The organism is Streptomyces morookaense (assembly GCF_013030945.1).
GTDB classification, from domain to species: domain Bacteria; phylum Actinomycetota; class Actinomycetes; order Streptomycetales; family Streptomycetaceae; genus Streptomyces; species Streptomyces morookaensis.
Window position 1 is genome coordinate 73,982 of record NZ_JABBXF010000058.1, and the last position, 14,875, is coordinate 88,856.

At 72.5% G+C, this 14,875-nt stretch carries 12 protein-coding genes and 1 pseudogene; 10 read left to right on the top strand and 3 right to left on the bottom strand.

All coding sequences use genetic code 11. The features are described from left to right. Positions 1-33: 33 nt before the first annotated feature. Positions 34-939: a CAP domain-containing protein gene (locus HG542_RS23560; protein ID WP_171084638.1), complete on the bottom strand. Its 906-nt coding sequence runs from the start codon at positions 937-939 to the stop codon at positions 34-36. Positions 940-1,108: 169 nt separating this feature from the next. Here HG542_RS23560 and HG542_RS23565 point away from each other — a divergent pair, with 169 nt between their 5' ends. Continuing rightward, a complete protein-coding gene (locus tag HG542_RS23565; protein ID WP_171084640.1) occupies positions 1,109-1,597 on the top strand; it encodes a glutathione peroxidase in 489 nt (162 codons plus the stop codon). A 26-nt stretch (positions 1,598-1,623) separates the two neighbouring features. Here HG542_RS23565 and HG542_RS23570 read toward each other — a convergent pair whose 3' ends face one another. After that, positions 1,624-2,490 (bottom strand): chymotrypsin family serine protease, encoded by an 867-nt coding sequence (locus HG542_RS23570; RefSeq protein ID WP_171084642.1) that lies wholly within the window; start codon positions 2,488-2,490, stop codon positions 1,624-1,626. Between the two features lie 151 nt (positions 2,491-2,641). On the opposite strand from HG542_RS23570, the gene HG542_RS23575 reads away from it, so the two are divergent. From HG542_RS23575 to HG542_RS23600, 6 genes are all read left to right on the top strand, one after another. Then, on the top strand, positions 2,642-3,601 hold the full coding sequence (locus HG542_RS23575) for a cyclase family protein (protein ID WP_171084644.1): 960 nt from the start codon (positions 2,642-2,644) through the stop codon (positions 3,599-3,601). 124 nt (positions 3,602-3,725) lie between these two features. Beyond that, the gene (locus tag HG542_RS23580) at positions 3,726-6,533 is read left to right on the top strand and encodes a SpoIIE family protein phosphatase (RefSeq protein WP_171084646.1); all 2,808 of its coding nucleotides are present in this window, start codon (positions 3,726-3,728) and stop codon (positions 6,531-6,533) included. Between the two features lie 131 nt (positions 6,534-6,664). Beyond that, entirely contained in the window at positions 6,665-8,167 is a 1,503-nt protein-coding gene (locus tag HG542_RS23585) for a sugar ABC transporter ATP-binding protein (RefSeq protein ID WP_229922904.1), read from the top strand. After that, positions 8,164-9,210, top strand: coding sequence for an ABC transporter permease (locus tag HG542_RS23590; RefSeq protein ID WP_171084650.1), 1,047 nt, complete (start codon positions 8,164-8,166; stop codon positions 9,208-9,210). Before HG542_RS23585 ends, HG542_RS23590 begins: the two co-directional genes overlap by 4 nt. 17 nt (positions 9,211-9,227) lie before the next feature. Further along, complete coding sequence (locus HG542_RS23595; protein WP_171084674.1) at positions 9,228-10,346, top strand: substrate-binding domain-containing protein; 1,119 nt, start codon at positions 9,228-9,230, stop codon at positions 10,344-10,346. 113 nt (positions 10,347-10,459) lie between these two features. Further along, positions 10,460-11,566, top strand: coding sequence for a PP2C family protein-serine/threonine phosphatase (locus HG542_RS23600; protein ID WP_171084652.1), 1,107 nt, complete (start codon positions 10,460-10,462; stop codon positions 11,564-11,566). Between the two features lie 4 nt (positions 11,567-11,570). Here the strand turns inward: HG542_RS23600 and HG542_RS23605 are convergent, their stop codons facing one another. Continuing rightward, on the bottom strand, positions 11,571-12,026 hold the full coding sequence (locus HG542_RS23605) for an Lrp/AsnC family transcriptional regulator (protein ID WP_171084653.1): 456 nt from the start codon (positions 12,024-12,026) through the stop codon (positions 11,571-11,573). 150 nt (positions 12,027-12,176) lie between these two features. Between HG542_RS23605 and HG542_RS23610 the strand changes: the two genes are divergently transcribed. The 3 genes and pseudogenes from HG542_RS23610 to HG542_RS23620 all read left to right on the top strand — a co-directional run. After that, positions 12,177-13,184 (top strand): asparaginase, encoded by a 1,008-nt coding sequence (locus tag HG542_RS23610; protein WP_171084655.1) that lies wholly within the window; start codon positions 12,177-12,179, stop codon positions 13,182-13,184. A gap of 41 nt (positions 13,185-13,225) precedes the next feature. Further along, entirely contained in the window at positions 13,226-14,665 is a 1,440-nt protein-coding gene (aspA, locus tag HG542_RS23615; RefSeq protein WP_171084657.1) for an aspartate ammonia-lyase, read from the top strand. A gap of 64 nt (positions 14,666-14,729) precedes the next feature. Further along, a pseudogene (locus tag HG542_RS23620) lies at positions 14,730-14,875 on the top strand (NAD-dependent malic enzyme); the annotation flags it as partial.

Genomic DNA, 14,875 nt, shown 5'->3' on the forward strand with positions numbered 1-14,875 from the left:
AGCATTGCTCCGCCGTCAGCCGCGGTCGCCGGGTCAGCCGACGAAGTCCTGCGCCCACCAGTAGGTGCCGTTCGCATCGATCACGAGCCCGACGCCGGTGTACGCGTAGTCGCCCAGCATGATGTCGCGGTGCTTCTGATCACCGATCCACGCCTGCACGACGGACTGCGCGTCCGTCCAGAAGCCGTGGGCACCTGCGGCGTTCTCCCCGGTCGCGCCCGGCTGACGGGAGTAACCGTACTGCTTGAGCCGGGCGTTGAAGGTGCCGTCGTAGGTCCAGTGGCCCTGCTGCTGCCGGCGGGCCTCCTCGTCGGCCTCGTCCTGTGCGGTGTGCTCCACGGCGGAGTCGTACGTGAGCGCCGCCTTGCCGTTCTGCGCACGGTAGTCGTTGACCAGCTGCATCACCTGCTTCTTCAGCTCGTCGACCGACGGGCGGCCGCTGCTCCCGGTGGGGAAGTTCCACACCTGGGCCGGCGAGTAGTTGCAGGAGTAGATCTGCAGCGGGGTGCCGTCGGCCGTGCTGCTGCCGGGGACGTCCAGGCATTTGTTGGACCGGGGGTTGAGCAGGGCGCCGCCCTCGACCCGGACCCACGTCTGGGCACCGCTGCCGTTGCAGTCCCACAGCCGGACGGGCGTGCGGTCGGCGGTGCCGCCGGAGGCGACGTCCAGGCACTTGCCGAACGCGACGAGCGGCGAGCCGGCCCGGCCGGGCTCATACGAGTAGGTCCACTTCTGGGAGTCGGTGCCGTTGCAGCGGTAGAGCTGCACGGGGGTGCCGCTGTCCGTCCTGCCGCCGCGGACGTCGAGGCACTTGCCGCCGATCCCGGTGACCGGGCCCGTCGCATCCGCCGCTTGCGCCGCGGCCGGCATGGCGGTGACGGCTGCTGCGGCCAGCGCCAGAGTGGCCCATATATGCGACTTCTTCAGTTGTCTCTTCATGACGCCCGTCCTCTTTCTCGCTTCTCGGTTTCCTCCGGTGCGAGTGAGGAGGCTAAGGACGGAACTTCAACAAACGGTCAACACTCCGCGGCGGGCCCGGATGCCGCCGTGCTCGCACCGGCAGGCACACTGGGCCCGTACGCACGAGCCTCATCAGCAAGGAGCGAACATGTCCTTCCACGACGTCGAGATCGACGCCCTCCAGGGCGGCCCGGCGGACCTGGCCCAGTACCGCGGCAAGGCCGTCCTGGTCGTCAACGTGGCCTCCCGGTGCGGGCTGACCCCGCAGTACGCCGCACTGGAGAAGCTCCACGAGCACTACGCCCCGCGCGGGTTCACCGTCCTCGGCGTGCCCTGCAACCAGTTCATGGGCCAGGAGCCGGGCAGCGCCGAGGAGATCGCCGCCTTCTGCTCGGCCACCTACGGGATCACCTTCCCGATGACGGAGAAGACCGACGTCAACGGCGAGCACCGGCACCGGCTGTACGCCGGACTCGTGGACACGCCGGACGCCGAGGGGCACAGCGGGGACATCCGCTGGAACTTCGAGAAGTTCCTCATCGCCCCCGACGGCACCGTCACCGCCCGCTTCGGCCCCCGCACGGAACCCGACGCGCCCGAGGTGACCGCCGCGATCGAGGCGGTGCTGCCGGCCTGACGCCTCGGGCCGTCCACCTCAGGCCGTCACGGGTTGGCCGTCACCTCGAAGCCCGCGCCGAAGATGTTGTGCGCGGGATCGGCGGCCTCGCGGGCACGCAGGTCGGCGAGGATGTTCGCCGAGCTGGTGTAGTTGAAGGGCGGCAGCTGGAGCGTGATCGCCTTGGTGATGCCGGCCCAGGGGCCCGCGGCCTGGAAGTTGTTGGCCTGGGACGGGAGGTCGGTGCCCGGGACGTGCCAGATGACCGGTCCGCCCGAGTCGCCCGCCTTGTTGGGCGCGGGCGCGCGGTAGATGCCGTTGTCGTTGTTCATGACGGTGCCGTACCAGACGCCTGTCTGGCCCGAGGTGATGATCTCGTTGTTGCCGGTGGTGAGCAGCCGCTCGTTGTCGAGCGCGGGCTTGAGGGCGTTCGGACTGACCGGCCCCTGCGGGTACTTCACCTCGCCGGTCTGCTTCAGGTAGGGGCCCTGGGAGGAGAGCGTCACCTGCGGGAGCAGCTCGATGACCATGTAGTCCTTGGTGGCGTGTCCCGTCTGCGAGCCCTCGGGGTCCTTGAAGTAGCGGACGTAGCCGATCGGGCCGTATCCGATGTCCTGCCGGTGGTAGACGGGGGCGACGTTCTCCGGAATCTCGCGGTCCGCGTACTTCTTGCCCGGGTCGCCCAGGCAGTGGCCCGCCGAGATGGCTATGTGGCGCTGGTGGTCGTCCGTGCCCACGGCGCCGATGGTGCAGAAGAGGTTGGGCGCGTCGGGGCCGAAGGCGATCTGCATGCCGTTGTAGACGCGCTTGCCGGGGGTGTCCTGGCCGGTGCGCGTCTCGGCCTGCGCGGTGCCCGCTCCTGCGGCCGCGGTGAGCGCGAGGGCCAGGGCGAGGCCGCATAATCTCCTGATCATGTGTGGTTCCCTTCGGTGATCGCTGCCTGCTTGTCGATCACAACTCACACCATCACCAGGTGTTTTGTCCAGACCAACAGGGAGTGACCTTCCTCCGCCCCGGATGCCCCGGATGCCGGGACCGGCCGGTCGGGGTCACACTGGCCGTGACATGAGCGACCACTCCCCCACCACCCCGCCGGACGGCCCCCGCAACGGGCCGCCCGTCTCCGGCCGGGAGTTCGACGTGCTCTTCGACGAGGTCCGCACGTGGGGCCGCTGGGCGGATGCCGGCCGGGGGGCCTGGAACCGGGTGACCGCCGGGCATGTCCGTACCGCCGTGTCGCTCGTGCGGTCCGGGACCGTCGTGGCGCTGGGGCGGCCGTGGGACACCGTGCCGGGGCCGGACAACGCCAAGCCCGCCCTGCACTTCATGTCCGACCTCGGTGACGTCGAGGCTCCCGAGCCCTCCGCCCACAAGGACTTCATCGGCGCCGACTACCACGGCAAGGCGGTCAGTCATCTGGATGCGCCCGCTCATATCGCCTATCGCGGGCGGCTGTACGGGGGCGGCGCGGCGCGGGAGCTCGTCGGTGCCGGGGGCGCCCGCTTCGGGGACGTCGCGGCGCTCGGGCCCCTGGTGACGAGGGGGGTGCTGCTGGATCTTCCGGCGGTGCTGGGAACGGAGTGGCTGGAGCCCGGCCGCGCCGTGCACGCCGCGGACGTCCTCGCGGCGGAGGAGGCGCTGGGCGTGACGGTCGGCGAGGGCGACGCGGTGCTGCTGCGGGTCGGCCGGTTCCGCCGGCGCCGGGAGCTGGGCGCCTGGGACCCCGGCGAGGCGTGCGCGGGTTTCCACGTGGGCGCGGTGCCTCTGCTGGCCGGGCGGGGCGTCGCGCTGCTCGGCAGCGACGGCGACAGCGATGTGCGGCCTTCGCCGGTCGAGGGCGTGCATTCCCCGGTGCACGCCCTCGCCCTCGCCGCGATGGGTGTCCCGCTGCTGGACAACCTCGACCTGGAGGCGCTCTCCGCGGCCTGCGCCGAGGCGGGCCGTTACGCGTTCCTGCTGGTCGTGGCACCGCTGAACATTCCGGGCGGCACGGGCTCGCCCGTCGGCCCGGTGGCGGTCCTATGAGGCGGCGGCTGCTGCCGACGATGCCGCTATATGGACAAAGTTCTAAAATGGAACATTGCAACTGCTCCGACGCACGAGTGGCCATGGCCGCACGTACGGATGACGGGTGAGGGAAGTGATCCGGATGGGGCTCGTGGCAGACGACGTCGGCCCCGCACTCGCGCGTGAGCAGTTCCTTCTCGACGGGACGGCGGGGAAGGGCGTACGCGACCTGATCCTCGGCTCCTGGGAGCGCAGCCGGTCCCTGGGGCTCTCGCCGGACGGCTGCGAGCTCCCCTACACACAGGACCTCGACCTGGACGGCCGTCTCGTCCTCGCGGCCGGACCCGTGCTGGACCGGCTGCAGGCCAGGTTCGCGGGTACGAACATGAACGTGTCCCTGGCCGACGCGCGCGGCGCGGTGCTCCAACGCCGGTTCGGGGACCCGTCGTTGGTCCGGCGCCTGGATCCGATCCAGAGCGTCCCGGGCTTCGTGTTCGCGGAGAAGTACGGCGGGACCAACGGCATCGGGCTGGCCCTCGCGGAGCGGCGGCTGATCAACGTCTACGGGGCCGAGCACTTCGCCGAACGGTCGCAGTCCAACGCCTGTTCGGCGATACCCATCCGGGACCCGCTCAACGGGTGCATCGAGGGGGTGCTGTGCTTCGGCTATCCGCGCACCGACGCGGATGTGGCGCTGGACGTCGTGATCAGCAGGGCGGCCGAGGCCATCGAACGGCGGCTGCTGGAGCAGAGTTCGGCACGCGAACGCGCCCTGCTGCAGGCGTACTTCGACATCGGCCGCCGGGTGCCGGCCGGCGAGCGGCAGCCGGACAGGCTGGTCACCGGCTCGCTGGACTGGCGCGACCGGCTGGTCCTGGAGGAGAAGGCGACCGAGCTGATCTCCTCGGCGCAGCGGGCCGCCGTCGAGGTGCCGCTGCCCAGCGGGCGGCGGATCGCCCTGGTGAGCCGGCCTGTGATCAGCGCCTCCGGGGTGGAGGGCGTGGTCGTCGAGGCGGTGCTCCCCACAGGGCACCAACGGCTCGCCGTCACCGCCGAGTCCGCGATGCCGCCCGGTTTCGTGGCACAGCAGGCGCTGTCCGATGCCGTCCCGCTGCGCGGGCGTCCGCCCGCCCCGGCTCCCGTCGCCGGCCCGTCCGCCACCGGGCCCGGGCAGGCGGCGGGCGGGCTGGTGATGGTCGGCGAGCCCGGGGTGGGACGGTTCGCCGTGGCGGCCCGGCGCCGTCTGGAACTGCTGTCGGAGGCCAGCACCCGCATCGGCACCACCCTGGACGTGACCCGTACCGCGCAGGAGCTGGCCGAGATGGCCGTACCGCGCCTGGCCGACTACGTCACGATCGACCTTCCCGAGGCCGTCCTGCGCGGCGACGAGCCGGCCGACCCCGCGAAGGATCTGCACCGGACGGTGGTGCACGGCATCCGCGACGACTGCCCCTTCTACCCCGTCGGCGAGCGGGTCCATCTCCAGCCGACCACCCCGCAGCTGCGCTGCCTGACCGGCGGGCGGACCGTCCTGGAGCCCGACCTGCGGACCGCCCCGGGCTGGATCTCCCAGAGCCGCGTGAACGCCCAGCGCATCCTGGCCCACAACGTCCACTCCCTCATCGCCGTCCCGCTCCTGGCCCGCGGCATCGCCCTGGGCATCGCGAGCTTCTACCGTTCGCGCGACCCCTCCCCCTTCGGCGACGACGACCGTTCGCTCGCGCAGGAACTCGCCACGCGCGCCGCCATCTGCATCGACAACGCGCGCCGCTACACACGCGAGCACAGCATGGTGCTGGCCCTGCAACACAGCCTGCTGCCACAGGGGTTCCCCGAGCAGAACGCCGTCGAGGTGGCGCACCGCTACCTGCCCGCCGAGTCCGGGGTGGGCGGTGACTGGTTCGACGTCATCCCCCTCTCCGGCACCCGTGTCGCCCTCGTGGTCGGCGATGTCGTCGGCCACGGGCTGCACGCCGCGGCCACCATGGGCCGGCTGCGCACCGCCGCGCGCAACTTCGCCGAGCTGGACCTGCCCCCGGACGAGGTCCTCACCCACCTCGACAACCTCGTGGGCCGCCTCGACCGGGAGGAGTGCGGCGACGCCCCCTTCTCCGGCATCACCGGGATCATCGGCGCGACCTGCCTGTACGTCATCTACGACCCGACGTCGCAGCAGTGCACCATGGCCCGTGCCGGGCACTGCCCGCCCGCCCTGGTCCGCCCCGACGGCACGGTGGTCTTCCCCGACCTGCCGGCCGGACCGCCCCTGGGGCTGGGCGGACTGCCCTTCGAGACCGCCGAGTTCGCCCTCCCGGAGGGCAGCCAGCTGGTGCTCTACACCGACGGCCTCGTCGAGGACCGCGACCGCGACTTCGACACGGCCATGGAGGAACTGCGCCGGGCCCTGGCCCACCCCGGCCGGCCGCCCGAGGAGACCTGCCAGGCGGTCGTGGAGGCCGTGATGCCCGAGCATCCCTCGGACGACATCGCCCTGCTCGTGGCCCGCACCCATGCCCTGGACCCGCACCGCATCGCCACCTGGGACCTGCCCGCCGACCCGGCGCTGGTCTCCTCCGTCCGTGCCGCCGTCACCCGGCGGCTGGCCGACTGGGGGCTGGAGGAGATCGGCTTCTCCGTCGAACTGCTGCTCAGCGAGCTGGTCACCAACGCCGTCCGGTACGGCACCGGCCCCGTCCAGGTGCGGCTGCTCTACGACCGCACCCTGATCTGCGAGGTCGCCGACGGCAGCAGCACCGCCCCGCACCTGCGGCACGCCGCCACCACCGACGAGGGCGGCCGCGGCCTGTTCCTCGTGGCGCAGCTCTCGCAGGCCTGGGGTACCCGCTACACCGCGGGCGGCAAGGTCATCTGGGCCGAGTGCCCGCTGGAGATGTCGGCGGGCGGGCCGGAGGCGGTCGAGCTCGCCTTCGACGACATCCCGGCGATCTGACGATTCGTCGTGCGCGACTGAGCGCCCCGTCAGGGGCGCGGGGAACTGCGCGACCGGCCCCCACCGGCCCGCAACCGACGCACCGCCCCTTACGGGGCGAAGATCCACGCGAAGCCCATAACATGTCGGGCATGAGGTATTCGGCACCTCTCGTCCGCATCCGCGGCCTCGGCAAGCGGTTCGGCGGCACCCTCGCCCTGGACGCGGTCGACCTCGACATCCGCTCCGGCAGCATCCTGGCCCTGCTCGGCCCCAACGGCGCCGGGAAGTCCACCCTCATCAAGGTGCTCGCGGGCATCCACCACGCCGACGAGGGCGAAGTGACCGTCGCCGGGCACCCGCTCGGCACCGAGGCGGCCTCGCGCACCATGTCCTTCATCCACCAGGACCTGGGCCTGGTGGAGTGGATGACGGTCGCCGAGAACATCGCCCTGGGCGCCGGATACCCGCGCCGCGCCGGTCTCGTCTCCTGGCGGCGGACCCGCAGGCAGTGCGCGCGGGCCCTGGGCATCGTCGCCGCGCACCTGGATCCCGGCACCCCGGTCGCCGAACTCTCCCGGGCCGAGCGCTCCCTGGTGGCCATCGCCCGTGCCCTGTGCACCGAGGCCGGGCTGATCGTCCTGGACGAGCCGACCGCGAGCCTCCCGGCCGCGGACTGCACCCGGCTCTTCGGCGTCCTGCACACCCTGCGCGACCACGGCCATGCCGTCGTCTTCGTCACCCACCGCATCGACGAAGTGCACCGGGTGGCCGACACCTTCGCGGTCCTGCGCGACGGCCGTCTCGTCCGCCACGGCCCGCTCGCCGGCTACCCCGCCGCCCGGCTGGTGCACGACATCGTGGGCCACGAACCGGCCCCCCACCGCACCACCGCCCCCGCCGCGGGACCGGCCGTCCTGAGCCTCGACGGCGTACGGACCGAGGACACCGGCCCGGTCTCGCTGCGGCTGCACGCAGGCGAGGTCCTGGGCCTGGTGGGCCTCACCGGCGCCGGGCACATGGCCCTCGGCCGCGCCCTCGCCGGCTGCCGGCCGCTCCTCGGCGGCCGGGCCCTGCTCGCAGGGCGGCCGTACCGGCCGGACACGGTCACCGCCGCGGTCGCCGCGGGCACCGGCTTCGTCAGCAGCCACCGGCAGGACGAGGGCTGCGCCGACGGGCTGACCGTCCGGGAGAACCTGCTGGCCAACCCGGGTGCGGGCGGCCCGCCGGGCGTGCACTGGATCGGTCCCGGGCCCGAACGGGCCCGCGCCACGGCCCTGATGGAGCAGTTCGCGGTGCACCCACGCGACACCGAGGCGCCGATCGGCACCCTGTCCGGGGGCAACCAGCAGAAGGTCATGATCGGCCGGTGGCTGCGGACGGGCCGGCGTCTGCTGATCCTGGAGGAGCCGACCGCGGGGGTGGACGTCGGTGCCAAGGCGGCCGTCTACCGCCTGCTCCAGGACGCACTCGACCGGGGCCTCGCCGTGCTGCTCGTCTCCAGCGACTTCGAGGAGGTGGCCACCGTGTGCCACAGGGCCCTGGTGTTCGTCCGCGGAAGCGTGCGGGCCGAGTTGAGCGGTGCCGGCCTCACCCCGGCCGCGCTCACCCGTGCCGCCTCCGCCATGACGCCCCTGACCGGGGCACCGGGATGACCCCTCTGCGCCCGCCCCGTTCCCCGCTGGGCCGCCGCTTCGGCCATCTCGTCGGCGCCTACGGCCTGGTGGCGCTCACCGTCCTGCTCTTCCTCGCCTTCTCCCTCGCCCTGCCGGACACCTTCCCCACGCTCGACAACGTCTCCGCCGTCCTGTCCAACCACTCCGTCCCCGCCGTCCTCGCACTCGGCGTGACACTCCCCATCGCCACCGGCAAGTTCGATCTGTCGATCGGCTACGGCCTCGGCCTGGCCCACGTCGTGACGATGCAACTCATCGTCGCCGAAGGCTGGTTGTGGCCGGTGACCTGTCTCGTGGTGCTGCTCGGCGGGGCGGTGGCCGGCACCGTCAACGGCCTCGTCGTCGCCTACGCGAGGATCGACTCCTTCATCGCCACCCTCGGCACCGGCAGCGTCATGTACGCCTTCACCGGCTGGATCACCGACGGGGCCCGCATCGTCCCCGGCCCGCACGGCCTGCCGGCCGCCTTCACGGATCTGTACGACTCACGCTTCCTCGGCCTGCCCGTCCCCGCCCTCTACGTCCTCGCCCTCACCGCCGTGCTGTGGGTGCTCCTGGAACGGCTGCCCCTCGGCCGGTACTTGTACGTCATCGGCTCCAACCCGCGCGCCGCCGAGCTGGTCGGCATCCCCACCCGGCGCTACGTCGTCCGGGCGTTCACCGGATCGGGGCTGGTCGTCGGCATCGCCGGTGTGCTGCTCGCGGCCCAGCAGCAGATCGGCAATCCGAGCGTCGGCATGGACTACCTGCTGCCCGCCTTCGTCGGCGCCCTGCTCGGCTCCACCGCGATCCGGCCCGGACGGGCCAACGCCCCGGGCACCCTCGTCGCCGTCACCGTCCTCGCCGTCGGCCTCGCCGGAATCGGCCAGCTCGGCGCCCAGTTCTGGGTCACGCCGCTGTTCAACGGCAGCACACTGCTCATCGCCGTCGGCCTGGCCGGCTACGCAGCCCGCCGGCAGCTGCAGCGACGACGGGCCCAGCCCTCCCGACCGGTGCCCGAACCGCCCGGGACCGCCTCGTGAGAACCGTCCGAATGGCCATGACCGCAGGGGCCGTTGCGGCAGTCCTCCTCACCGGCTGCGAGCGCGGTTCGTCGTCCCGCACGACGGGCACTCCGGCGAGCCCGACCAGGACCGGCTGCCCGGCCGCCCTCGCGAAGGCCGAAACGGCCGTCCGGCAGGCCGAGTCGGGCAGCGTCAGGTGGAACGGGCCCACCAGCGGCCCGGCGGCCGTGCCCGGCAGGACGATCGTCTACGTCGCCCAGACCATGACCAACCCCGGCGTCGCCGGAACGGCGAAGGGCGTGCAGGAAGCAGCACGGGCCATCGGCTGGACCGTCCGCGTGATCGACGGCCAGGGCACCCCCATCGGCATCCAGCAGGCCTTCAGCCAGGCCGTCACCCTGCGGCCCTCGGGCATCGTCATCGGCGGCTTCGACCCCCGGGCGACCTCCCGGCAGGTCGGGCAGGCGCAAGCCGGACACATCCCGCTCGTCGGGTGGCACGCGGTCGGCTCCCCCGGCCCGAGCGAGGACCCCGCCCTCTTCACCAACATCACCACCAAGGTCGACGACGTCGCCGCGATCAGCGCGGACTGGGTCGTCGCCCACTCCCGCGGCACCGCCGGGGTCGTCGTCTTCACCGACGCCTCCATCCCCTTCGCCCGCCACAAGTCCGAGCTGATCCGCAAGGGGCTGGCCGCCTGCAGCGGGGTGCGGCTCCTCGCGGAGGAGAACATCCCGCTCGCGGACACCAGCAGCCGCACCCCACAGGCGGTCTCCGCCCTCCTCGCACGTTTCCGCAGCACCTGGACCCACTCCGTCGCCATCAACGACGTCTACTTCGCCGACGCCGCCCCCGCCCTGCGGGCCGAGCGGAGGAAGGGATCCGGACCGCCCTTCAACATCGGTGCGGGCGACGGCGACCCCTCCGCCTTCGAGCGCATCAACAACCGGCAGTTCCAGGCGGCCACCGTCCCCGAGCCGCTCTCCGCGCAGGGGTGGCAGATCGTCGACGAGCTCAACCGCGCCTTCGCCGGCCGCCCGGCCAGCGGATACGTCACCCCCGTCCACATCGCCACCGCGGCGGACACCGACGGCGCCACGAGCTGGGACCCGCCCGGGTACCGCACGGCGTACCGGGCGGTCTGGGGCAGATGAGGCGCGGCGGGCGGGGCGTACCCATACGGCCGTCCCACGGCTGGCAGCCATGATCGGGGCCGGGGATCCTGGAGCGTGCGTGGGGTTCGGCACCGAGGATCGGGAGCGGGCACGTGAAGGCACCGGGTGCAGGGCTCACCGGCGTGCTGCGCTGGTTCCTGCGCCACCTGCAGATCGTGCCCGTCCTGCTGCTGGTGGGCGGGGTCCTCATCGACCTCAACACGCCTCCGCACTTCAGCGCGGAGGCCTTCTACACGGCCGCGCCCATGACGGCCGCGGCGCTGCTGTCGCTGCGTGCGACGGTCCTGGCGGGCATCGGCGCCTGCATCGCCGATTTCGCGGTGCTCAACCACTTCGGCTTCGCGGCGGATTCGAGCGGGCGGAGCGAGCTGGCGGCCGTGGCGACCGTCTCGGCCTTCGCCGTCGTCGTCAGCCGGCTCATGCACTACCGGGACGTGCGGCTGCAGTCGGCGCGCGAGGTCGCCCTCGCCGTGCAGCGCGCCGTGCTGCCGCACCCGCCGCCGGTCATCGGGTCCCTGCGGATCGCCGTGCGCTACCAGTCGGCCGTGCGGGAGGCCCAGATCGGGGGCGATCTGTACGGCGTGCAGGACACCCCTTTCGGCGTGCGCTGCCTGGTGGGCGATGTGCGGGGCAAGGGCATGGAGGCGGTCAAGGCGGTGGACGTGGCGCTGGGGGTTTTCCGGGAGGCCGCCGAGGAGGAGCCCGCGCTCGCCGGGGTCGCGGAGCGGCTGGAGCGGGGGCTGGTGCGGGAGACGGAGCGCCGGGCGGGGCTGGAGCGGAGCGAGGGGTTCGTCACGGGCGTGCTCGCCGAGATCGCGCACTCGGGCGACGAGTTGCGGCTGCTCAACCGCGGCCATCCGGCACCGCTGCTGCTGCGGAACGGCGAGGTGCACAGAGCGGAGCCGTCCGAACCGGCCCTGCCCCTGTGCCTGGCGGGACTTCGGCCCGCCGAGACCATGCCGACGGACACGGTGCGCTTCCCTCCGGGGGCGACCCTCCTGCTGTACACCGACGGTCTGACCGAGGCCAAGAACCATGCGGGGGCGTTCTACGATCCCGTCGCGGCCCTGGCCGGGCGCGTCTTCTCCGGGCCGGACGAGCTGCTGGACGCTCTGCTCGCCGATGTCGGCCACCACACGGGCGGCCGCATCGGCGACGACATGGCGCTCCTGGCCATCACCCGGGGCGGCGGCGCCTGAGTGCTCAGCGGTCGACCGGCAGCCCGCGCGGCTCCTTGATCCGTTTCATGATGATCTGCGAGTTCACCTCGGTCACCCCGGACAGCGTGGTGAGGCGCTCGATCCACAGCCGTTCGTAGGCGGTGAGGTCGGCGACGGCGATGCGCAGCAGGCAGCCGGGGCTGCCGAAGAGGCGGTAGGCCTCGACGACGTCGGGGATGTCCTGGAGTGCCGCCTCGAAGGCCTCGACCGCCTCCCGGTCGCGCTTGACCTCGACGGAGACGAGGACCTCGAAGCCGCGTCCGACGGCTTCGGGGTTGATGACCGCGCGGTAGCCCTCGATCACGCCGTCCTGTTCGAGCTGGCGGACGCGGCGCAGGCAGGGCGAGGAGGTGAGGCCGACCCGCTGGGCGAGGTCCTGGATGGTCAGCCGGCCGTCACTCTGGAGCTCGCGCAAGATATTTCTGTCGATCTCGTCCATGGCGCAATTATCCACCACGCATTCCCGGAGACCGCGCCTGAACTGGCAAACCGATTGCGTGCGATTCGTTCTATGGTTGCTCGTGCCCCGACGCCTGCGAACTGGCGTACGAGGCATCACCCGGAAAAGCGGCACGAGGAGCGAGCACACGTGGGACAGGTCGTCGTCATCAGCACCGGCGGGACGATCGCCAGCCGCTGGCAGGGGTCCGGGTTCGCCGCCGACGCGGCGGGCGGGGACGTCCTGGCCACCGCCCCCGTGCCCGAGGGCGTGAGCGTCCGCGTCGTCGACCTGATGAGCGTCAACAGCGCCCGGATCACCACCGGGCACCAGCTCGCCCTGCTGCGCACCGTGCGCGAGGTGCTGGCCGACCCCGCGGTGGACGGCATCGTCGTCACCCACGGCACGGACACCCTGGAGGAGTCCGCCTTCTTCCTCGACCTCCACCACGACGACCCCCGCCCGGTGGTCTTCACCGGCGCCCAGCTCCCGCTGGAGGCGGAGGGCGGCGACGGGCCGCGCAACCTCCACGACGCGCTGCTGACCGCGGCCACGGTGCGCGACCTCGGCGTCCTGGTGGTCTTCGACGGCAAGGTGCACGCCGCGCGCGGCACCGTCAAGGTGCAGACGCTCGCCGCCGACGCCTTCGCCGACCCCTCCGGCACCCGGGTCGCGGACGTGACCGCCGACGGGATCGAGATCCACCGGCGCCCCGAGCGCCCCGCGCCGCTCCCCCTCCCGGCGGCCGAGGGCCCGCTGCCCCGGATCGACGTCGTCATGCACCACTGCGACGGGGACCCGCTGCTGTTCAACGCGGCCGTCGGGGCGGGCGCCCAGGGCATCGTGCTCGTCGCGACCGGAGCCGGCAACGCCACCCCCGAGATCTGCGCCGCCGTCGAGGCCGCCGTCTCCCGTGGCGTCCTCGTGGCCCTGACCACGCGGGTGTCCACCGGACCCGTCGCGGAGATCTACACCCACGGCGGAGCCGTCGACCTCGTGGCCGCCGGAGCGGTCCTGACCGGCACCCTGCGCGCCGGCCAGGCACGCATCGCCGTGCTCTCCGCGGCCCTCGCCACCACCGACCCGGCCGCCCGCGCCGACGTGCTCCGCCACGCGCTCGCCGCGCCCGCGGCCGCCGTACCGGTCGCCGCCGCCTGACGTTCTCCCCTCCCCCCACCCCGCATTTCGAACGGACCCCCATGCAGGCCCCTGCCCCCGCCTCCGCCCACGCGCAGACGCGCTCCGAGCACGACCTCCTCGGCGACCGGGACGTTCCCGCTGCCGCGTACTACGGCGTCCACACGCTGCGCGCCGTCGAGAACTTCCCCATCACCGGCACGCCGATCTCCGCCTACCCCGACCTCGTCGTCGCCCTGGCCTCCGTCAAGCAGGCCGCCGCCCTGGCCAACCGCGACCTCGGACTGCTGGACGGGCGCAAGGCGGACGCCATCGTGCAGGCCTGCGAGGAGATCCGCGCCGGGAGCCTCCACGACCAGTTCGTGGTGGACGTCATCCAGGGCGGCGCCGGCACCTCCACCAACATGAACGCCAACGAGGTCGTCGCCAACCGGGCGTTGGAGCTCCTCGGCCACGGCAAGGGCGAGTACCGCCACCTCCACCCGCTGGAGGACGTCAACGCCGGGCAGAGCACCAACGACGTCTACCCGACCGCCGTCCGCCTCTCCCTGCAGCTCGCCGCGGCCCGCCTGCTGGAGGCCATGGAGGTGCTGCACGAGGCCTTCGCCGCCAAGGCGGCGGAATTCTCCGACGTGTTGAAGATGGGCCGCACGCAGCTGCAGGACGCGGTGCCCATGACGCTCGGTCAGGAATTCGCGGCCTACGCCGTGATGCTGGCCGAGGACCGGGCACGGCTGGCCGAGGCGTGCGCGCTGCTGAGCGAGATCAACCTCGGCGGCACCGCCATCGGCACCGGCCTCAACGCCCACCCGCAGTACGCCGCCACGGCCTGCAAGTACCTGAGCGAGATCTCCGGCATCCCGCTGTCGGTCGCGGGCGACCTCGTCGAAGCCACCCAGGACATGGGCGCGTTCGTCCAGCTCTCGGGCGTGCTCAAGCGGATCGCCGTCAAGCTCTCCAAGACCTGCAACGACCTGCGCCTGCTCTCCTGCGGCCCGCGCGCCGGCCTCGCCGAGATCAACCTGCCGCCCGTGCAGGCCGGTTCGAGCATCATGCCGGGCAAGGTCAACCCGGTGATCCCCGAAGTGGTCAACCAGATCGCCTTCGAGGTCATCGGCAACGACGTGACCGTCACCATGGCCGCCGAGTCCGGCCAGCTCCAGCTCAACGCCTTCGAGCCGGTCATCGCGCACAGCCTGCTGAAGAGCATCACGCACTTGCGGGCCGGCTGCACGACCCTCGCCGAGCGGTGCGTGGACGGCATCACCGCCAACCGCGAACACCTGGCGCAGCTCGTCGGGCAGTCCATCGGCCTGGCCACCGCGCTCAACCCGCACATCGGCTACGAGCAGGCCACGGCCGTCGCCCAGGAGGCGCTGGCCACCGGCGCCTCGGTGTACGACCTGGTCCTGGCCAAGGGCCTGCTCACGCCGGAGCAGTTGCAGGAGATCCTCCACCCGGACAACCTGGCCCGCCCGCACGCGCGGACCGCTGCGGTCTGATCCCCCACTCCCACCACCGCTTACCCCCCACCGGCAAAAGCAAGAAGAAGGAAGTACCACCCCGATGGCAACGGCGCCCAGCGTCTCGTACTCGATGACCGTCCGTCTGGAGGTTCCCGCAGGCGGGACCGCCGTCAGCCAGCTCACCACGGCCGTGGAGTCCTCCGGCGGCTCGGTGACCGGCCTCGACGTCACTGCGTCCGGCCACGA

Coding starts and splice junctions, on each gene's coding strand:
- HG542_RS23580 (WP_171084646.1), top strand. CDS start 3,726: ATGGGGCTCGTGGCAGACGACGTCGGCCCCGCACTCGCGCGTGAGCAG.
- HG542_RS23585 (WP_229922904.1), top strand. CDS start 6,665: ATGAGGTATTCGGCACCTCTCGTCCGCATCCGCGGCCTCGGCAAGCGG.
- HG542_RS23560 (WP_171084638.1), bottom strand. CDS start 939: ATGAAGAGACAACTGAAGAAGTCGCATATATGGGCCACTCTGGCGCTG.
- HG542_RS23565 (WP_171084640.1), top strand. CDS start 1,109: ATGTCCTTCCACGACGTCGAGATCGACGCCCTCCAGGGCGGCCCGGCG.
- HG542_RS23590 (WP_171084650.1), top strand. CDS start 8,164: ATGACCCCTCTGCGCCCGCCCCGTTCCCCGCTGGGCCGCCGCTTCGGC.
- aspA (WP_171084657.1), top strand. CDS start 13,226: ATGCAGGCCCCTGCCCCCGCCTCCGCCCACGCGCAGACGCGCTCCGAG.
- HG542_RS23575 (WP_171084644.1), top strand. CDS start 2,642: ATGAGCGACCACTCCCCCACCACCCCGCCGGACGGCCCCCGCAACGGG.
- HG542_RS23595 (WP_171084674.1), top strand. CDS start 9,228: ATGACCGCAGGGGCCGTTGCGGCAGTCCTCCTCACCGGCTGCGAGCGC.
- HG542_RS23605 (WP_171084653.1), bottom strand. CDS start 12,026: ATGGACGAGATCGACAGAAATATCTTGCGCGAGCTCCAGAGTGACGGC.
- HG542_RS23570 (WP_171084642.1), bottom strand. CDS start 2,490: ATGATCAGGAGATTATGCGGCCTCGCCCTGGCCCTCGCGCTCACCGCG.